Origin of the sequence: Umezawaea sp. Da 62-37, from assembly GCF_032460545.1 — a bacterium.
In the GTDB taxonomy this organism is placed as follows: domain Bacteria; phylum Actinomycetota; class Actinomycetes; order Mycobacteriales; family Pseudonocardiaceae; genus Umezawaea.
Genome location: NZ_CP135965.1, coordinates 8,236,654 through 8,255,188 on the forward strand (window position 1 = coordinate 8,236,654; position 18,535 = coordinate 8,255,188).

Here is an 18,535-nt window from a genome sequence, read left to right on the forward strand (position 1 = left end):
TTTCGGGGTGCGGGCAAGCGGATGTCCGCACCCCGCCTCCGATGTCCGCGGTGCCCGCCGTGCCCGCGGCGACCACCTCGCCCGCCATCGCGTTCGCCGACGCCAAGACCGTGCGGGCGAACGAACTGGGCGACGTGCCCTTCCTGATGTACCACCGGATCGTCGCGGAGCCGGGGTCGGTCTACGACCGCAGTCCCGCGCAGTTCCGCGCGGAGTTGGAGAGGCTGGCCGCCGAGGACTACGTCCCGGTGACGGCGAAGGAGGCCGCCACCGGGCGGATGGACATCCCGGCGGGCAAGCACCCCGTCGTCCTGACCTTCGACGACGGCGACCCCAGCCAGTTCGGCCTGGACGCCGCCGGGAAGCCGATTGCGGGCACCGCGGTGGACCTGCTGCTCCAGGTGGGCGTGCAGCACCCCGGATTCCGGCCCGTGGCGAGCTTCTACGTGAACGCCAACCCGTTCGGGGGCCAAGGCGGGTCCGAGCCGCTGGAGTGGTTGCGCGCCAACGGTTTCGAAGTCGGGAACCACACCTACTCCCACGCGAACCTCGCCGAGGCGGGTGACGACCTCGTGCAGCGCGAGATCGCCGACGGCGACCAGGCCATCGTCCGGGCACTGCCGGGATACCGCGTGTCGAGCCTGGCGCTGCCGTTCGGAGCCGCTCCGTCAAATCCGGACCTGGCCCGGACCGGCGCGTCGTCAGGCATCTCCTACGAGTACGACTGCGTGCTGCTGGTCGGCGCGGGGCCGTCCCCGTCGCCCTACTCGGCGGCCTTCGACCCGCTCAACGTCCCCCGGATCCGCTCCCAGGACGCGACCGGCGAGGACGCGCGCTACGGCTCCACGACGTGGCTGGACGAACTCGCGGCCCACCCGGACCGGCGGTACACGTCCGACGGGGTTCCCGACCGGATCTCCTACCCGCTGTCGACCTCGGTCGTCCTGGCGGAGGAGTTCGAGGGGCGGGCGTTCGGCTACTGACGGCGCGACGGGTCAGCGCGTGGCGTGCGGGTACGGCCAGGCGTTGGGGGTGCACACCTTGCCGTCCTTCGGAACGTCGACCTGCTGCGGATTGGTCGCGGTGATGTCGGCGAGCTCGTCGTTGCGGGTGCTGAACGTCTGCTGCATCATCACCGGCGCGAAGCTCCCCGAGATGTCGCACAGCTCGTGCTCGTGGCCGAGGAAGTGACCCACCTCGTGGTTCACCATGTACTGCCGGTACTCGTCCATCCTGCCGCTGAAGGACGTGGCGCCCCGGATCCACCGCGCCGCGCTGAGGTAGACCGCGTCGTCGATCCGGCACGAGGTGTCGAAGGGCAGCTCGTAACCGCACAGGGCGCGCGCGGTGTTCTGGGACGTGAGCCTGATCCTCAGGTCCGGGACGCCGTGCTCGATCCTCTGCAACGCGGTCACGCCGTCGCCGATCCAGCTCCGCGGGTCGTGCAGCACCCCGTCCACGAAGCGGCCGAACCCGACGTCGCCGTCGACCAGCCGCACGCCGTCCTCGATCTCGACGGAATAGGTGTCGGGGTGGCCCGCGTAGGCCTGCCGCACCGCGCCCGGCACCACGCGCCACGTCCCGCTCCCCGTCACGGGGACGGGCGGCCCGTCCGGCAGGTCGGCGCTGGACCTGCCCGCGGCGCCCATCGAGACCGGCCGCCCGCCGGGCTCCGAGCCGGACGGGGGAGCCGCCCGCACGGTGATCAGCCTGTTCACGGCCGGGCCCTGGTGGTCGGACTCGGGTGAGGAGCCCGCCAGCTGCATGGTCGCGAGCACGGCGATGGACAACGTGCACATGCCTGCCATGCCGAGGACGTGGCGCAGGCCTGGTGTGCGGGATGGCATGTTCGCTCCACGAGCTGATCGGCGCCGTCATCGTGGTTCCGGGATGACGACGGGGTTTGCGGTGGACGGCACCGCGGGACCCGCCTGTCCGCGGGAAGGCGCTGCCGGGTCGACGGTCTGCTCACGCGGGACCCGACGTCGTGGGCGGGTGGTGTCCGCGAGGGCGGGGATCCGCTGGGAAGTGCTGTTCCGGAAGGCCTCTTGGTGCGGTCGGGCGGCGGTGGACGCCGGGGGAGGGGCATGAGCCGCTGCCAAACTACCGGCCGTCGGCGGACCTTCGACCGCATCCGGGCGGGGAGGGCTTTGTCGTACACGGTCGGGTGAAAAGGCCCCGTTCCCGCACCGACGAGCCCGCGTTCGCTGCCGGTCATCGCGGCAGCAGTCCCGCGGACTCGTAGGCGCAGGCGGCGTTCCACAGGAGGAACGACTCCGCGCCCGCCTCCGCCGAACCCGAGACCTGGGCCTGGACCTCCGCCGGTCCGTAGGTCTTGGCCAGTGAGAAAGCCTGCAACCACGGGATGACCGCGACTCCGGAGTCCTTCGCGACGGCCACGAAGTCGCCGACCGAGTTCCGGACGATGTCGTGGGGCTGGCCCTCCGGATCGGCGACCCCGTACTCGCCGGGTCCCCAGTGGGAGGGGTAGACCATCGGGGCGATGTAGTCGACGTGGGTCGCGATCGCGGGGATGTCCTGCGCCACATCGGATCCGCTGCGCGCGGCGATCCCGAACACCGAGGCGCCGAGGAAGGCGCCCTTCGGCCGCACGGCCTTGCGGGAGTCTCCCAGGAACTCCGCGATCGACTGCTCGGGGGACGTGGCCAGTCCGGGGAACACCATCCGCGCGAGCGGGCCGTCGGGGCGGCGGACGTAGTCGTAGAGGACGTCGTCGAACCCGAGCGACGCGGCCTCGGTCGCGAGGTCGATGTTGTAGCCGCGCACCTCGGGGTTCGCGAAGTTGGTGAAGGCGTAGCCGCCGTAACCCCCGGACCACGGCGTGCCGCCCTCGTCCTGCACCACCATGTCCTTCGACCCGCTCTCCCACGCGGACTTGGCGAGCACGGGGTCCCGGAACGCGACCAGCCTGCCGACCACCCGGACCCCCATGCCGTGGAGCTGGTCGAGGACCTCCCGCGCGTCGTAGTTCGTCGTGCCCGCGCCGATCTTCTTCGCCATCGGCACCTGCGAGTCGTAGCCGATCTCCCCGCTCTCGTCCTTGACGTCGAGTTGGACGGTGTCGATCCGCTTGTCGCGGGCCATGGCCAGCACGGGTTCGCGCAGCGCCTCCGACCCCCACGCCTGCGCGCTCATGTGCACCGCGCGCATACCGGGGTGGTGGGCGCGCACTTCCAGGTCGCTGTGCCCCGAGTTGCCCGCCGCGTCCGTGGCCTCGATCCGCACCCGCTCCGGCACCGCCGCCAGGGAAGCGGTGAAGGAGCCGTCGGCGTCGACGGGGACGCGCTGCTCACCGACGAGCACCGACGAGGCCCCCTCCGCCTTGCCCGCCACCGTGACCGGGCCGTGCAGCGACACCGCGTCGACGGCGTCGGCCGACACCGCGGGCGCCGTGTCGTCCACTGTGAACACACGGCTGTCCGTGGTGCCCGGCAGGAACGGTATGGGGTTCCTCATGCTCACGGCCAGCGTGTGCTCGCCCTCGGACAGGTCCGCCGCGTCCGCGGTCAGCCGGTCGCCGTCGTGCCGCGTCGGCATCGCGACGCCGTCGATCGACACCTCGACGTCGTCCAGCGAACCGCCGTCGGCCGCGCTGACGACGAGGCGGCCCACGTCGGGGGAGCGCAGGACCGCGCCGTCCTCGATGCCCTGGACGACCAGGGCGCTGCCGCGCGCGTGGACCACGCTGACGGTTGTGGCCGTGATGGCGGTGGCCGCCACCGCCACGGCGACGATGACGATGCCTCGTTTGCTGACGGACGGTGTAACGGTCATGGCTGTCTCCGTGGTGTTCGGGAAAACCGGACCCCGTCGTGCGGGTCCGCGACGCGTCCGTCAGGACAGGGGGAGGCCGGTGCTCAGCGCGACCAGTCGGTCGTAGGACCCGTTGAAGGTGTTCTGGTCCAACGGGGTCGAGGTGTACTGCCAGATCGTGTGGAACTCCCACGGGTGCGGCAGCGGGCCGATGTCCGCCGCGTACCGGGCCACCCAGATCGGGCTCGTGTCGTCGAAGTCGCCCAGGTTCTCGGTGCACTGGTTCCACCACTGCGTCGAGGTGTAGATGACCGGCCAGCGGCCCGTGCGGGCGAAGTAGGTGTCGTTGAAGCTCTTGATCCACTCGACCATCGCGACGCCCGTCAACCCGTAGCAGGTGCCGCCGTACGGGTTGTACTCGACGTCCAGCGCGCCGGGCAGCGTGCGGCCGTCCGGCGACCACCCGCCGCCGTTGTCGACGAAGAAGTTCGCCTGGGTCGCGCCGTCGGAGCGGTCGGGCAGGGCGAAGTGGTAGGAGCCCCTGATCATGCCGACGTCGTAGGAGCCGTTGTACTGCTGCTCGAAGGCCGGGTTGAGGTACCCCGTGCCCTCGCTCGCCTTGACGTAGGCGAACCGCTTCCCCTCGTTCCAGTGGGCGGTCCAGTCGACCTGGTTCTGGTGGCTGCTCACGTCGATGCCCTCCACGGACCCCTCGGTCGAGGTCGCGGCGGGAGCGGACATCACCGGGTGGCCCGGCCCCTCGTGCCTGGCGATCTGGGACCCGGCGTAGTGGTCGGCCGAGCCCTCGGCCAGCGGGGTCCGCGCCCCGGCCGGAATGGCGGGCGAGCCGAGGAAGGCCGCGATGATGGCGATGGAAACGACGCGGCGCATTCGCCTCGTCGCACTCGTCGATGTCGACACACGGCCCCCTGGTCCAGAGTCACGGCGCATTGTCGAGAAGACCCGTCGAGCGGGAAGAGGTCGATTCGATCGATGCGTTTCCAATTGGCTACCCCTGCCTTGAAGTGGTGAAAACCAGCTCGTGCGCACTCAACCCTGGTGAGTGGTCCCGGAGATCGATTCCACCCGATTCGGCACAATCGGTAGTCATTCGGCCTTCCCCGGCTTCGCAGGTGGGTGACCTGGACATATCGGGTGAACGGCCATGTCCAAACACGACGGGGTCCGCTGTCCGCCCATGTGGTGAACTCGCTTGGATGTCGGACACGGAGAAGGCGGACGGCCCTATCTTGATAGCCGTGCGCATCTGGGAATGTCTGGGGAAGCTGGGAGTCCTGTCCCTGCTGGGCGGTTTCGTGCTGGCCGGGATGATGTTCCCGGTGGTCGGCACCATAGGTGTCGTGTCCAATCACATGAGCGATCAGGTCGACAGCATTTCATCGACGCTCGTGACCACGGACCCGCCGTTGATGAGCACGATCACCGACCGGGACGGGGCACCCATCGCCTACCTCTACGACCAGTACCGCGTGCTGACGCCCGCCGACAAGATCTCGAACGCGATGAAGGACGCCCTGACCTCCGTCGAGGACCGCCGGTTCTACGAGCACCACGGGGTGGACTGGCTGGGGACGCTGCGCGCGGCGGTGACCAACCAGGCGGGCGGCAGCGTGTCGCAGGGCGCCTCGACGCTGACCCAGCAGTACGTGAAGAACTACCTGGTGCACGTCGTGGCGCGCAACAACAAGGTGGAGCAGCAGAAGGCGCAGGAGCAGACGATCGCCCGCAAGGCCCGCGAGGCGCGCATCGCGATCCAGCTGGAGACCGAGCTGAGCAAGGACGAGATCCTGGCCCGCTACCTCAACGTGGTGCCGTTCGGCTCGACGGTCTACGGCATCGCGGCGGCGTCGCAGGCGTACTTCGACACGACGCCGGACAAGCTGACCGTGCCGCAGGCGGCCGTGCTGGCGGGCATGGTGAACAGCCCGATCGCGCTGGACCCCGAAGCGTTCCCGGAGAAGGCCCACAAGCGCCGCAACAGCGTCATGGACATGATGGTGGACAACGGCAAGCTCTCGCGCGAGGAGGCCGAGGCGTTCAAGAAGGAGCCGATCGCGTTGCAGCAGCCGGTGCGCACACTGCCCAACGGGTGCGTCGGCGCGGGGCCCGCGTTCGGGTTCTACTGCTCGTACGTGGTCAACTACCTCACCACGGCCGGGTTCAGCCTGGAGCAGCTCAAGACCGGCGGCTACTCGATCCGGACGCCCCTGGACCGCGGCATCACCGAGCAGGCCAAGCAGGCCGCCGAGGCGCAGGTCTCCAAGGACACCGAGGGGATCGCCAACACCATGGCGATCATGCAGCCGGGCAAGGACCGCCACGAGGTCGTCGCCCTGGTGGCGAACCGCGACTACGGCCTCAAGGCCGAGGAGCACCAGACCCAGTTCGACCTGCCCAGCGGCGTGGAGAACAAGTTCGGCGCGGGCTCGATCTACAAGATCTTCACGGCCGCGGCGGCGATGGAGAAGGGCCTGGGCATCGAGAACACGATCTCGACGCCCAGCCACCACGTCTCCTCGGTGTTCAAGGGCGGAGCCGCGGGGTGCCCGCCCACCGGCGAGCCGGACACCCGCTGGTACTGCCTCGGCAACAACACGGACACCTACCCGCCGCAGATGACGTTGCAGACCGCGCTCGCCACCTCGCCCAACACGGGGTTCGTGATCCTGGAGGAGCAGGTGGGCCTCGGGGCGGTCATCGACATGGCCTCGCGGCTCGGGATGCGCGAGACCATGGCGACCACGATCTCCGGCGTCCGCCCCGACCCCTCCGCCACCGCGATCGACCAGCGCGTGTCCCAGGCCGAGTACTACAAGACCATGGACAACGCCTCGTTCACCCTCGGCCCCACGCCGGTCAACACGCTGGAGCTGGCCAACGTGGCGGCGACGATCATGAGCGGTGGCACCTGGTGCCCGCCGTCGCCGGTGCGGGAGGTGCTGGACCGCAACGGGAAACCGGTCGAGGTCACGAACGCCCCCTGCGAGCAGGTCGTCGCCGAGCCGCTCGCCAACACCCTCGCGGTCGGCCTCAGCAAGGACGACCAGCCCACCGGCACGTCCGGGGCGGCGGCGCGGCAGTTCCAGTGGGACAAGCCGATGATGGGCAAGACCGGCACCACCGAGGACTACAAGTCGGCGGCGTTCGTCGGCGCTACCGCTGACTACGCGGGCGCCGTGCAGACCTTCAACGACGGCGTCGAACCGCGCGGCATCTGCGTCAGCGGCACCCCCGCGCTGTGCGACAAGGGCAACATCTACGGCGGTACGGTGCCCGCCCGCACCTGGTTCGAGACGATGGCGAAGGTGCACGCCGCGCTGCCCGCGAAACCCATGCCGCCCACCGACGAGCGCTACGTCAAGGGCGGCCCCGAGATCCGGATCCCCGACCTCGTCGGCTCGGGCGCGGACAACGCCAAGGGCGAGTTGGAGAAGGCCGGGTACAAGGTCACCGTGCAGACCGTCAACTCGGGGCAGGCCAAGGGGACCGTGGTCGGGCAGTCGCCGCGGGGGACCGCGCTGACGGGCACCACCGTGACGCTGTCGATCAGCTCCGGGTACGTGCCGCCGCCGCAGCCCGCGGACCAGGTCGAACCGAGCGTCATCGCGACGACGGCCCGGCCGCCCGCGCAGACGGAGCAGGCGGCGCCGCCGCCCGCGCCCGCGGCAACACCGGTGGTGCCACCGCCCGCCGCCCAGGGGGAAGTGCCGGTGGAAGCGCAGCCACCGGCCGCCGAACCGACGGGCTGACCGGCGACGGCGACGTCCACGCGGACGCCCCGCGTGGACGGGCGGACCGGGTTCCTCGGTCGCCGACCACCTCCCCGGCGGAGAGGATGTCCTGATGGACGAACAGACGACGATCCCGCCACGCGCAGCACCGTCGGAAGTGGAGGGTGCCGCACCGGCGGTCACGGGCATCCCGGCACAACCGGACGCGGCCACCGGCGGCCAACGGGGGCCGGACGGGACGGATCCCCCTCCGCCGACGGACTCGCGGGGAGCGCCGGGCGCGGAGCGGAGCGCGCTCCAGGTCCACTGCGGGTTCCGGACGAACGCCGTCGTTGTCACCGCGACGGGTGAACTCGACGTCGACACGGTCCCGGACCTGGAACGCAGGCTCGTCGCCGCCCTGGACGCGGCCACGGCGCCGACCGCGCCGACGCTCGTCGTCGTCGACCTCACCGGCGTGTCGCACCTCGACTCGCGCGGGCTCAACATGCTCGTGCGCTGCAACGACCTCGGCCGCCGCCTGGGAGTCCCGCTGCACGTCGCCGCGTGCACCCGGCGGGTGCTGAGGACCATCGTCGCCACCGCGCTGGACGAGGTGCTGGAGCTCTACCCGAGCCTGGACGAGGCGCTGGCCACCTCCGTCACCTGACGTCGTCCGGCACCTGGGCCCACGCGCGGCTCGGCCCGTTCGGCTCGGCGAGCACCCCCCACCCCGTGCACAGCCGGTCGAGCACCAGCACGGTCCTCGACTCGTCCACCAGCGCGGGCGAGGGGTCGGCCCCCTCCAGTTCGACGCGCACACCTCCGGGGAACCGGGACACCCGCAGCAGCCGTGGATCCTGGCTGTGCGAGTACGTGTTGGACACGAGTTCGCTCACCACGACGACCACGTCGTCCAGCAGCTCGTCGGGGACCGCGGTCGCGAGGAGTTCCTGGACCGCGCGGCGGACGGCCGCCACGTCCTGCTGATCGGTGAGCACCAGTTCCCACGACGGGTGCCCGGCGGGCGCTCCCGTCCGGGGGATCGGGTCTGCGCTCATGGCGTCCTCCTCTGACGGACCGCGCTCGCTGTTCCGGTCTGGGGATGCCCGGTCCCGAGCCGCACAAGCGCTTGCGGGCGTCGCCCGAAGCGGGCGGGCCCGCATGTCGGGCGGACGGGACGCGTGGAGAACTCGCATCCACAGTGGACGATTCTCGCACGGATCGCCTGGGCGAGGCCGTCATCACCCTGGGTAGCCGCAATCGCGCGGTCGCGGCTCCGGCCCCCCGACCAGGTAGTGGTGACCGTCTGCCAGTCGTGCACGCGATCCCCGAAGTGGTGACGGGGCCCTGGTACGGATTGCGCCGACGCCGGAAGGGCTATTCCCTTTGCGGGTAAGGATAGTGGCCGACCGCGGAGAGGTGACCCGTGAAGGAGATCGACCCGAAGCAGTCGGCGACCGCAGGTGGTTCTCCCGCCCCGCAGGCGCGTCGCGCGGACATCGTTCCCCCGCGAACACCCTGAACCACCCGACTCGATCCGATCCACCGCCAGTTGACCACCGTGTTCGAAGTTCTGCTGTCACGGAAGGAAAACCATGCACAAGAACATCCAGCGCGGCCTCTTGGCCGCGGTGATGTCCGGCGCGCTCGTCGTGCCGGGCACCTCGTTCGCCAACGCCGCGGTAGCTCACCAGAGCCCGATCGGCTTCGGCTCGATGGGTTGGGCGGAGGGCATGTCCTACGACGAGGGCCTCCTGCTCGCCTTCGCGGGCGATGGCGGCGACTCGGGTGATGGTGGGGACGCGGGCAGCGTCAACACCGCTGTGTCGGGTGACTCCGGTGATTCGGGTGACTCGGGCTCGACCGGTGGCAACAACACGTTCGTCTTCTGCCCGGCGGGCAACTGCACGACCTACATCGTGACGGGCGACTCGGGCGACACCTCGACCGGCGACACCGGCAGCGCGGCCAACGTCAGCGACACCGAGGGCGGCGACTCCGGTACGGGTGGTGGCGGCGGTGCCGCCACCGCCACGACGGTCGCCTACACGCCGGACGTCGAGGACGTCGACGCCGACACCCTCGCGGGCGAGCCCACGGCCGTCGAGGCCGAGGACACGTCCGTCGCGGTCGCGGTCGGTGGCGACGGCGGCGAGTCCGGTGACGCCGGTGACGCCGGCAGCGCCAACACCGCCACGAGCGGCGACTCCGGTGACTCGGGCGACTCGGGCGACACCGGCGACAACACGACCCTCGTGGTCTCCGACGACGGCTGGAACGTCGGCGGCTGGGGCAACGGCGGCTGGAACCACGGCGGTTGGAACCACCAGGGCTGGAACGACTTCGGCTGGAACCCGTGGGGCTGGAACGGCATGGAGCACGGCGCCTGGACCGACTACGACAACGGCTCCGACACCGTGGTGGTCACGGGTGACTCGGGCGACACCTCCACCGGCGACACCGGCGACGCGTCCAACGACAGCACCACGGTCGGCGGCGACTCGGGCGTCGGCGGCGACGGTGGCGACGCCGCGGCGTGGACCGCTGACGCGGTCGACGTCCAGGTCTGACACGAGAACCGCTGATCTGACCGGCAAGAGCTGAACGCGCCTGTCGGAACTCCCGCCCGGACGGTGGCGTCCGGCCGGTGCGCGGAGTTCCGGACGGAGAGGAGAACGCGGCCCGTCGCCAACGGGCCTGAGATGTGGAACGTGGCCGTGCGACGGGGGGAGTGAACCCCCGAGAGCCCCGGCAGCGTGGTCGTCGACCCGCTGCCGGGGCCTTGCGCGGCTCCGCGAGGTCGGGGATACCGGGAAAGGGGTTCGGGTATGAGCCAGGAGTCGACGGAACACCCGTCACGCCGCTTCCGCGTCCGCCTGAGGGGGTACGACCGCCGAGTGGTCGACGTGGAGTTCGCCGCGATCGACTCGGAGTGCGCCGCCGCCCGCGAGAAGCGGGAGGCGGCGCTGATCCGCATCAGGGCCGCCGCGGCCGAGTTGGGGAGCGCGTACGCGAAGCTGTACGAGTACGACCGGCTGCACGCCGACAACCCGACCCGCGACCCGCTCGCCTGTTTCGCGCGCTACTCGACGCACACGGCGACGCGCGAGGCCCAGGCCGTCGAGGAGGACGCGCGGGACGAGGTCCGCGTGGTCGTCGAGCGGGGTGATCGCGCGCTGGCCGTGCGTCGGGCGGAACTGGCGGAGGTCCACCAGGAGGGCCTGCGCCGCCTGGAGTTCGCCGCGGCGCAGGCGGGCAGGCTGGTCGACGAGACCGTGCGCGACTTCGCGGTGCTGGCCGACGAGCTGACCGGACGGCGCGACGCGCTCGACGCGACGATCGCGGGGGCGGGGTCGTGAGCGCGTCGCCCCAGGAGTGGCCGACGGTGCTCCAGGAGATCCTCGCGGCGGCGCGGAACGCGTTCCCCCTCCGGTTCGGGGGCTACGACCGGCGGGCCGTCGACACGGCCCTCCTCGACGCCGCCGACCGGCTGAAGACCGATGTCGAGGACGCCGAGGGCTACCTGGAACTGGCGCGCGTGCTGGACGAGGAGCTGGAGGAGGCGCGGGAGGCGCTCGCCCGGTACGACCGGCTGCACGCGGGGGAGGGACTCGCCGAACTCGAGGACGAGGCCGCGCGCGACGCGGTGGCGCGAGCCAGGTGGGAGGCGGACGCGATCGTCCGGGACGCCCGCAGGGAAGCCCGTCTCGCCGTGGAACGGGCCGAGCAGGCCGCCGCGGCGAGGATGAGGTCGTTCGAGGACGAGGACCGGGAGGTCAGGCGGCGGCTCGCCGCCCTGACCGCCATGGCCGGTGACGTCGTCCGGGCGGCGGGCAGGAGCAGCGAGCGGCTGCTGGCCCGGCTGGCCGGACGGCAGCGGGTGCTCGACGAGTGGGCGCGCGAGTTCTCCCCGCTCCTCGACGACCTCCCGTCGTTCTGCGGGACCGTGGAGATCCCCCGGAGCAGGAAGCCGGAGGAGGCGGGCGTGCCGCGGGCGCGGACCGCCGACGAGGAGCCCGCCGCGGTCGAGACCACGTGACCGGTCGACGCCTCCGGTTCGGGGGGCCGGAGGCGTCGCGCAATTCGCCACCGCCGGAACACGTCGGGATCGACATCGCCGATATCGTCCTATTTGGACATTCACGGCGATTTCGGTCCGGTGGTGATCCTGTTCGGCGGCGGTCGTGGTGAATGGCCGGGAACAGGGATTTTCCACTGACGGGTACACGATCGTGTTAACGAGTTTGAAAAGCCTCCTCGGAGGCCGGTAATTTCCTCGCATCCGCCGGCAGGCGAAGTCGTGCGATACCGTTCCCGACGGCTTCGCCATGCCGGGTGAACCGCGATCGAAGGAATTCCGTTGCTCAAGAAGCTTGGGACCGTTGTCGTCGCCACCGCCGCCGGCATGGTCGCGCTGGGCGGAATGGCCTCCGCCTCGACCGATGACTGCGCCATCGCGTGCGGTCTGGACGGCATCAGCCGGGACGGCTCCGTCGACCAGGGCCGGCACCCCCAGGTGGGCCTGGTCAACCTGAACGGCACCAGGGTGGCGCAGAACGTCGACGTGGCGGGCGCGGTGTGCGACAACGACATCAGCGTCCTCGGTGTGCAGGTCCCCGTCGAGGACGTCGCGGACGGCGTCGACCTGCCGGTGGCCTCGCCGGGGCAGCACGAGGTGATCAGCGCTTCCCCCGACTTCTGCGCCATGTCCGGGGTCCTCGACGAGGGGATCGTGCAGGGGAACTAGGGCCGCGCGGTGACCTCACACCAGGTGCGGTTCCTCGGGCGCGGACCTGGGGGCCACGATCTCCGGTGAGGGGATCTGGACCCTGACGATCGGCGCCGGAATCCCGTCCTCGTCCTTGGTGAGCGCGGTGGAGTCCGTGACGATCACGCAGGGCAGGAGGTGGAAGTTCACCACGAAGGTGAATCCGTTACCTTCGGAGAAGACTATCGGGCGAGCGCCCGCTCCCCATTCGCGTACCGCGTCGGCCAATTCCGGAACGGTCATTCCCACGCACTCGATCAGGAATGGAATCTCGTAGACCCTCAGGTACGCAGCCATGTCGGGACGGTACCTCCGGGTCTGAGCCGCAGCATGTCCACCGAGCGCAATAGTATGCCCGCCGACGCGTCGAGTGGGCTTCAAACCACCGGATGGTGTATTTCGACCGCCGGGCGCGATGCGCCATTCCAGCGGGGTCGATGTTCCGCCGTCGGCTCGCGCGACGAGCCACCCGCGCGGGCAGGGCTGAGGCAAAGTCGTGTTTCAGCTGGCTGAGATCAACTTGATGGCTCGTTCGGGCCTTCTTCCCATATGACGTACGGCTTTGGCGATGTTGGTGTGGCCGGTCAGGCGTAGCAGGCTGATGGCGAGATTGCGCAGGCTGGCCATCATCCTGGGCCCGCCGCCGGTGCGTGCCCGAGAGGCATCTTCGCCCATCGTCACGTCGCGGACCCAGTGCAGCTTGTTCTCCACGTGCCAGTGCCCGCGGATGTAGCGGGCCAACTCGGCGGGCTGGGCCTGCGCGGCGGTCAGGGATGTCACCGCGTACACCGTCTCGCGGCTCGCGCGCCTGGTGCTGCCCTTGCGTTTACGGGTCCGCACTATCCGGACGGCCTGGGCGGCGTGCGGGAACAGGATCCCGGCGGCGACGGTGACGACCTTGTAGGTGCGGGTGACTACCCGGCCGTGGCCGGTGTCGGTCTCGCGGTACCCGATCGGCACGTCCTTCCACGGCAGGCCCGCCAACTGATCGCGCAACGCCTTCTGGTTGCCCTTCACGGTGATCACGTAGTGCGCGCCACGGCCGTGCAGGTACTCGGCATGCCCGCGTTGCGCGTGCAACGCGTCGGCGGTGACGACGAGACCGGTCACATCGACGATCGTGTCCAGAAGTGCTGCGAACATGGGGATCTCGTTGCTTTTCTCCGCGATCTCGACCTGGCCCACCGTGACCCCGCTGTCGTGGTCCAGGCACGCCATCACCATTCGCGCGCGCTGCTCGCCGTGACGGGAACCCCGCAGCGCCTTACCGTCGACCGCGATCGCGCGGCGCCGCCGCCTGCCCGGCGCCCCCATCCACGCTGCCTTGACACGCCCGGACAGCCAGACGCCGATCGCGGTGTCGAACCCGTCACCGGTCAATGCCGAGAGCGCCCGCCGGATCGTGGACGCGTTCGGTGCGCCGATCCCCATTCCGCTCAGCGTGTCCTCGGCCGCGTCCGCGGCCCATTCGGCGATCGCGGCGAACGACCGCGCACCGGAGACCACCGCGCACACCGACACGAACAGGATCGCCGCGAACCGATACCGCACACCCCGTTTCCTGCGTGGATCCGGCACCGACTCCAACACCTCGAGCAACCCGGTCCGCGCCTGCGGCGCCACCTCGCCCAGCGGGGCCAACTGGCGTGACAGGACAGTGATGGGAGACGATGACACGGCAGGCACGGCGGAGCTCCGAAGATCACGATGGCGTAGGAACCTTCATGATCGACGGTCCTGTCGTGCCTGCTCCGGACTACCCGATCTTCGGTGTGTCGCAACCCGAATCAGCAGGTCAAGCCACTGGTAGTCGACTTTGCCTCAGCCCTGCCCGCGCGGGCGTGGCGACCGGACTCCGCGCGGCCGTGATCGGGGTGTCGCGCCGGGACGGTAAGCTCCCACCCGCGGTGGTGCGACACACGGTCCAGGCCGGTGTCGCGTGTTCAGCAGAGAGCGGATGCCGCGAACCGTCCCAGGCGGAAGTCCGCCTCGGGTTCGCGTCTGCTGAACAGAGAGCACAGGTGGGCCGCGTGTCCGACGAGGTCGAGTGGCAGCAGGACAAGTCCCGTTTCGTCGACACCGCCCTGGAAGCCGTCGAACAGCACCCCGTGCTGGGCCTCTCCAGCCCGCTGGCGAGGCAGTTCGCCCAGCTCACCCGTTCCCTCCTGGACGCCCCCTCGGTGGGCGACGTGCTGAACCGCGTGGTGTTCGCCGCCCTGGAGGCGATCCCCGACGCGAGCGTGGTGAGCGTGACGCTGCGCGCCCCGGACGGCTCGTTCCACACGCCGGTGCAGACCGACCCGCTGGCCAACGAGATCGACCAGGTCCAGTACGCCACCGGCGAGGGCCCCTGCGTGCACGCCGCCCGGATGCCCGGCCCCGGCCTCGCCGAGAGCGGCGACCTCGCCAACGACCCGAACTGGCCCCTCTTCGGCCCGGCCTCCGCCGCGCGCGGCATGAACTCGCTGCTGTCCACCACGCTGCTCCCCGATGCCCACCCGCCGCAGCTCTCGGGCGCGCTCAACGTCTACTCGGCGAAGACGGGCGCGTTCACCGCCGCCGACCGCGACACCGCGCTGCTGCTGGCCACCCACGGCTCGCTGGCGCTGGCCGCGACCAGGGCCGTGACCGCCGCCGACCTGAAGCTCGAACACCTGCGCAAGGCCATCGACTCGCGCGACGTCATCGGCCAGGCCAAGGGCATCCTCATGCACCGCCGCGGCATCACCGCCGACGAGGCGTTCGACACCCTGCGCACGACGTCGCAGCGGCTCAACGTCAAGCTCGCGGAACTCGCCAGGACGTTCGCCACCCGCCACCGCGAGATCGACCGCCTTCTCTGAGTCTCGGTCCCGCGCCCGCGGAACGATTCCGCCGCCGGACCAACGGCCCACTTCCGCGACTGCGTCATATGACCTTGTGACCAGTCACCACCGGTGATGAGGTCGGTCCTCGGCGACCGGGGAACAGCGTCCTCCCGAAGCCGCGGCCCCGCCCGGTGCGCCGCGCCGCCCGTGAATCCGGGAAGGAGGCCTCTGGTTCCCGGGACCGCGGGATGGGGAGGCTGGACGTCGAAGCACCGGCAGACCGGAGGGAAGAGTGATGTCCGCACCGACCGAAGATCGAGGTCAGCTGTCGCACCCCGTTCTTGGCGACCTGGCGCAGTGGCAGACGGCGTTCCTCGCCTACGCGGCGGCCGCGCCGACCGGCAACCCGTACTTCCCGACGGGGCACGTCATCGACGTGCCGTTCGACGTGGAGCGGTTGCTGGAGGGCCTGGCGTGGTTCGAGTCGAGGTACGGGCGGCTGGTGGGGCCGGGGCTGCTGCCGGACCTGGAGACGATGCGGCGCGCGCTGGTCGGGTGGAAGCAGGGCGGCGGGCAGGTGGTCGGGGGCGCATCCCACCGGCATCCGCACGTGGCCGGGGCGGGGGTCGCGCTGAGCGGCGGCGGGTTGCCGGAGGAGGTGGTGTTCGAGGGCGTCGAGGTGAACGACGAGGGGTCGCCGTGCCACAACTTCTGGCACTGGCTCAACGGCACGTCCTGAAGCGCCACGGGGGTGGTGTCCGCGGATTCCTAGGGGGACTCATGTTATCCGGGCCGGCAGCGGGAACTCGGCGTGACGGCGGAGCGGTGGTCGGATCGCGGCTGCTCGCGGTGGGCGCGGCGGTGGTGGTGGCGGTCGCGCTGGTGGTCCACATGGGCACCACCACCGCGGCGTCCCATCCGCATAACTGGTTCATGGCGATCGTCTACTGCCTGCTGGGGGAACGGGTCGTCGCCCACGCGCGGCGGAACGCGGTGGGCTGGCTCGTGCTCGCGCTGGGGGTGTGCGGGGCGCTCGCGGTGGGGGCCGCGGCGCTGCCGGGCGTGTGGTGGGTGGCGTGGGTCGGCACCTGGATCTGGTGGCCCACCTACGCGCTGCTCCCGGTGGTGCTGCTGCTGTTCCCCGACGGACGGCCACCCGGCCGCTGGTGGTGGGCGGCGGTCGTGGTCGCGGGTGTCGGCGTGGTGCTGCCGGTGGTCGGGATCGGCTGGGCGTCGTGGGACCGGCCGGTCGAGTTCTGGCACCAGGTTTTCGGCGGTACCGCGCGCAGAGGGGTCGCGGTGGTGCTGGCGAAGATCGGGTTCGGGGTGTTCGCGGTCGCGCTGGTGTCGGCCGTGATCTCGCTGGGGGTGCGGTGGCGCGGGTCCGGGGGGACCTCGCGCCACGTCCTCGGGTGGGCCATGGCGGGTGCGCTCGTGGGGATCCCGACGCTGGCGCTGGAACTGGCGTCCGGCGCGGCGTGGGGGGCGTGGCTGGTGGTCGCCGCCGCGTTCCCCGCCGCGCTGGTGGTGGTGATCCTGCGCTACGGCCTGTACGACATCGAGCTGATCATCCACCGGACGCTGCTCTACGGGCTGCTGGGCTCGTTGCTGGTCTGCGCGTACACGGCGGTCGTGCTGGCCATAACCATGTTCGTGCCCGGCCTCGCGAACGCGGTCGCCACGTTCGTGGTCGTGGTGGCGCTCGCGCCGCTGCACCACGTGCTCCGACGCGCGCTGGACCGCCAGCTGTTCGGCGACCGCGCCGACCCGTACCGGGCGCTGGTCGAACTGGGGCGCACGCTGGCGAACCCGTGCCGCCCGCACGAGGTGCTGCCTGGGATTGCCGCGTCGGTCGGGAGAGCGTTGAAGCTGCCCTACGTCGCACTGCACCTGGAGGGGCAGGACTGCAGACCGCCGGATGTGTACGGGTGTTCGCACGGGTGGGAGCAGCACGAGGTGGAGTTGCGGCACAGCGGTCAGCGGATCGGCTTGCTGGTGGCGGAGGCGCGGGCGGGGGACGAGCGGCTCGGCCGGCGGGAACGCGGCCTGCTGGACGCATTGGCGGGTCAGGCTTCCCCGGCTGTGCACTCGGCGCGGTTGGCCTTGGCGCTGCGCAAGGCGGACGCGCGGTTCGAGCGCAAGCGCCGCGACGAGTTGCACCGGATCAGCAAAGACCTGCACGACACCATCGGTCCCAGCGTCGCGGGCATCCGCATGCAGGTGAACGGGGTGCTCAGGAACATGGAGGGCACCGACGCGCAGGTGCGGAAACGGCTCGGCGAAGCGGTCACCGACCTCACGTCGCTCACCGGCACGGTGCGGAAGGTGGTTCGCAACGTGCAGGCGCTCGACCTGAAGTCGGGGCTGGTACCCGCCCTGTGCCGCCAGGCGGAGCGCTACGACGACGAGTTGACCGTGCGGGTGGTCCCCAGCGGTCGACTCGACGACATCCCACCCTCGATCGTCTCGGCCGCGTACCTGGTGGTCAGCGAGGCGCTGGCGAACGTCGCCCACCACGCGGAGGCCGCCGAGTGCCGGATCGACGTGGTCGTCACCGCCTGCGGCCTCGAGTTGACCATCACCGACGACGGCCGGGGGATACCGGAGGATCGGGTTCCTGGTGTGGGGCTGGAGTCCATGAAGGAGCGCTGCCAGGTGCTCGGCGGGGAATTCGGCGTCGAACGATCCGACACCGGTACCCGCGTCAGGGCGCGAATCCCGTTCGAACGGAACTGACCGACTGCCGCCGTGTCACCAGCGTACTGGGAGCGCACATTGACGCCAACCCGATACCGGGTCCTGGTCGTGGAGGATCAACCGATCTACCTCAGGGGTCTGCGCGGCCAGCTCGAGGACGCCGAGGACATGGACTTGGTCGGTGAGTGCGCGAACGCCGAGGAGGCCATCGCCCTCGCCGAGCGGGAACGCCCCGACGTGGTCCTGCTCGACTTCCGGATACCGCTCTTCGCGGGTGGTGAATCCGAGTACTGCGCGCCGGACGTGATCCGTCAGATCACGGCGCTGGTGCCGGAGACGAGGCTCCTAGTGCTGTCGATGCACGAGGAGCCCGAGCGCGTGCAGGCCGCGGTGGAGGCCGGGGCGGCTGGCTACCTGTGCAAGGACGAGGTGGACGTGACCCCCGCGGTGCGCGCGGTGGCCGCGGGCAACAAGATGGTGCTGGATCTGCGCTTGGCCCGCATCGTGATCGCCCAGCGGCCGCAGTCGTCCAAAGGACACCTGCCGTTCCGCCTCACCAGGGCCGAGGGCACGATGCTGGAGCTGATGGCGAAGGACCTGACGAACCAGCAGATCGCCAAGGCGTTGCACCTAGCGCCCAAGACGGTGGCCAACCGGGCCGGGGAGATCCAGAACAAGCTCGACGTGGACGACCGGGCCGCTGCCGTCGAGAAGGCGCGCAAGCACGGTTTCGGCGTGGAGGACTAGCTCCCGGC

Annotated in this window: 17 protein-coding genes; 11 read left to right on the forward strand and 6 right to left on the reverse strand. The window is 70.7% G+C overall.

The genetic code is table 11. From position 1 onward, the window contains the following. Nucleotides 1-41: 41 nt before the first annotated feature. Nucleotides 42-983 carry a polysaccharide deacetylase family protein gene (locus tag RM788_RS38090; RefSeq protein ID WP_315924293.1) on the forward strand — a complete coding sequence of 314 codons (942 nt, stop codon included), beginning with the start codon at nucleotides 42-44 and terminating at the stop codon, nucleotides 981-983. 12 nt (nucleotides 984-995) lie between these two features. Here the strand turns inward: RM788_RS38090 and RM788_RS38095 are convergent, their stop codons facing one another. The 3 genes from RM788_RS38095 to RM788_RS38105 form a co-directional block, all read right to left on the reverse strand. Continuing rightward, a complete protein-coding gene (locus tag RM788_RS38095) occupies nucleotides 996-1,847 on the reverse strand; it encodes a DUF3152 domain-containing protein (RefSeq protein ID WP_315924295.1) in 852 nt (283 codons plus the stop codon). A gap of 367 nt (nucleotides 1,848-2,214) precedes the next feature. Continuing rightward, nucleotides 2,215-3,795 carry a putative glycoside hydrolase gene (locus RM788_RS38100; RefSeq protein ID WP_315924297.1) on the reverse strand — a complete coding sequence of 527 codons (1,581 nt, stop codon included), beginning with the start codon at nucleotides 3,793-3,795 and terminating at the stop codon, nucleotides 2,215-2,217. Between the two features lie 60 nt (nucleotides 3,796-3,855). Continuing rightward, nucleotides 3,856-4,665: a lysozyme gene (locus RM788_RS38105; protein WP_315924299.1), complete on the reverse strand. Its 810-nt coding sequence runs from the start codon at nucleotides 4,663-4,665 to the stop codon at nucleotides 3,856-3,858. A gap of 368 nt (nucleotides 4,666-5,033) precedes the next feature. On the opposite strand from RM788_RS38105, the gene RM788_RS38110 reads away from it, so the two are divergent. Continuing rightward, nucleotides 5,034-7,544: a transglycosylase domain-containing protein gene (locus tag RM788_RS38110; protein ID WP_315924301.1), complete on the forward strand. Its 2,511-nt coding sequence runs from the start codon at nucleotides 5,034-5,036 to the stop codon at nucleotides 7,542-7,544. Between the two features lie 94 nt (nucleotides 7,545-7,638). Then, a complete protein-coding gene (locus RM788_RS38115) occupies nucleotides 7,639-8,175 on the forward strand; it encodes an STAS domain-containing protein (protein ID WP_315924303.1) in 537 nt (178 codons plus the stop codon). On the opposite strand, the gene RM788_RS38120 is transcribed toward RM788_RS38115, so the two are convergent. Next, nucleotides 8,168-8,566 carry an ATP-binding protein gene (locus RM788_RS38120; protein WP_315924305.1) on the reverse strand — a complete coding sequence of 133 codons (399 nt, stop codon included), beginning with the start codon at nucleotides 8,564-8,566 and terminating at the stop codon, nucleotides 8,168-8,170. The two genes, RM788_RS38115 and RM788_RS38120, sit on opposite strands and share 8 nt — an antisense overlap. A 537-nt stretch (nucleotides 8,567-9,103) precedes the next feature. Here RM788_RS38120 and RM788_RS38125 point away from each other — a divergent pair. From RM788_RS38125 to RM788_RS38140, 4 genes are all read left to right on the forward strand, one after another. Continuing rightward, nucleotides 9,104-10,078 (forward strand): hypothetical protein, encoded by a 975-nt coding sequence (locus tag RM788_RS38125; protein ID WP_315924308.1) that lies wholly within the window; start codon nucleotides 9,104-9,106, stop codon nucleotides 10,076-10,078. A 258-nt stretch (nucleotides 10,079-10,336) separates the two neighbouring features. Beyond that, nucleotides 10,337-10,867, forward strand: coding sequence for a hypothetical protein (locus RM788_RS38130; RefSeq protein WP_315924309.1), 531 nt, complete (start codon nucleotides 10,337-10,339; stop codon nucleotides 10,865-10,867). After that, on the forward strand, nucleotides 10,864-11,547 hold the full coding sequence (locus RM788_RS38135; protein WP_315924311.1) for a hypothetical protein: 684 nt from the start codon (nucleotides 10,864-10,866) through the stop codon (nucleotides 11,545-11,547). The genes RM788_RS38130 and RM788_RS38135 overlap by 4 nt, the downstream gene beginning before the upstream one ends. Before the next feature lie 321 nt (nucleotides 11,548-11,868). Next, complete coding sequence (locus RM788_RS38140; protein ID WP_315924313.1) at nucleotides 11,869-12,255, forward strand: hypothetical protein; 387 nt, start codon at nucleotides 11,869-11,871, stop codon at nucleotides 12,253-12,255. Nucleotides 12,256-12,270: 15 nt separating this feature from the next. Here the strand turns inward: RM788_RS38140 and RM788_RS38145 are convergent, their stop codons facing one another. Both RM788_RS38145 and RM788_RS38150 read right to left on the reverse strand, forming a co-directional pair. Then, a complete protein-coding gene (locus RM788_RS38145; protein WP_315924315.1) occupies nucleotides 12,271-12,573 on the reverse strand; it encodes a hypothetical protein in 303 nt (100 codons plus the stop codon). 204 nt (nucleotides 12,574-12,777) lie between these two features. Beyond that, complete coding sequence (locus RM788_RS38150) at nucleotides 12,778-13,953, reverse strand: ISAs1 family transposase (protein WP_315920713.1); 1,176 nt, start codon at nucleotides 13,951-13,953, stop codon at nucleotides 12,778-12,780. 353 nt (nucleotides 13,954-14,306) lie between these two features. Here RM788_RS38150 and RM788_RS38155 point away from each other — a divergent pair, with 353 nt between their 5' ends. From RM788_RS38155 to RM788_RS38170, 4 genes are all read left to right on the forward strand, one after another. Further along, entirely contained in the window at nucleotides 14,307-15,119 is an 813-nt protein-coding gene (locus RM788_RS38155) for a GAF and ANTAR domain-containing protein (RefSeq protein WP_315924317.1), read from the forward strand. 259 nt (nucleotides 15,120-15,378) lie between these two features. Next, complete coding sequence (locus RM788_RS38160) at nucleotides 15,379-15,822, forward strand: hypothetical protein (RefSeq protein WP_315924319.1); 444 nt, start codon at nucleotides 15,379-15,381, stop codon at nucleotides 15,820-15,822. An 86-nt stretch (nucleotides 15,823-15,908) separates the two neighbouring features. Continuing rightward, a complete protein-coding gene (locus tag RM788_RS38165; RefSeq protein WP_315924321.1) occupies nucleotides 15,909-17,819 on the forward strand; it encodes a sensor histidine kinase in 1,911 nt (636 codons plus the stop codon). Between the two features lie 39 nt (nucleotides 17,820-17,858). Next, the gene (locus RM788_RS38170) at nucleotides 17,859-18,527 is read left to right on the forward strand and encodes a response regulator (RefSeq protein ID WP_315924323.1); all 669 of its coding nucleotides are present in this window, start codon (nucleotides 17,859-17,861) and stop codon (nucleotides 18,525-18,527) included. Nucleotides 18,528-18,535: the final 8 nt, after the last annotated feature.

Coding starts and splice junctions, on each gene's coding strand:
- RM788_RS38090 (WP_315924293.1), top strand. CDS start 42: ATGTCCGCGGTGCCCGCCGTGCCCGCGGCGACCACCTCGCCCGCCATC.
- RM788_RS38095 (WP_315924295.1), bottom strand. CDS start 1,847: ATGCCATCCCGCACACCAGGCCTGCGCCACGTCCTCGGCATGGCAGGC.
- RM788_RS38100 (WP_315924297.1), bottom strand. CDS start 3,795: ATGACCGTTACACCGTCCGTCAGCAAACGAGGCATCGTCATCGTCGCC.
- RM788_RS38105 (WP_315924299.1), bottom strand. CDS start 4,665: ATGCGCCGCGTCGTTTCCATCGCCATCATCGCGGCCTTCCTCGGCTCG.
- RM788_RS38115 (WP_315924303.1), top strand. CDS start 7,639: ATGGACGAACAGACGACGATCCCGCCACGCGCAGCACCGTCGGAAGTG.
- RM788_RS38120 (WP_315924305.1), bottom strand. CDS start 8,566: ATGAGCGCAGACCCGATCCCCCGGACGGGAGCGCCCGCCGGGCACCCG.
- RM788_RS38125 (WP_315924308.1), top strand. CDS start 9,104: ATGCACAAGAACATCCAGCGCGGCCTCTTGGCCGCGGTGATGTCCGGC.
- RM788_RS38130 (WP_315924309.1), top strand. CDS start 10,337: ATGAGCCAGGAGTCGACGGAACACCCGTCACGCCGCTTCCGCGTCCGC.
- RM788_RS38145 (WP_315924315.1), bottom strand. CDS start 12,573: ATGGCTGCGTACCTGAGGGTCTACGAGATTCCATTCCTGATCGAGTGC.
- RM788_RS38160 (WP_315924319.1), top strand. CDS start 15,379: ATGTCCGCACCGACCGAAGATCGAGGTCAGCTGTCGCACCCCGTTCTT.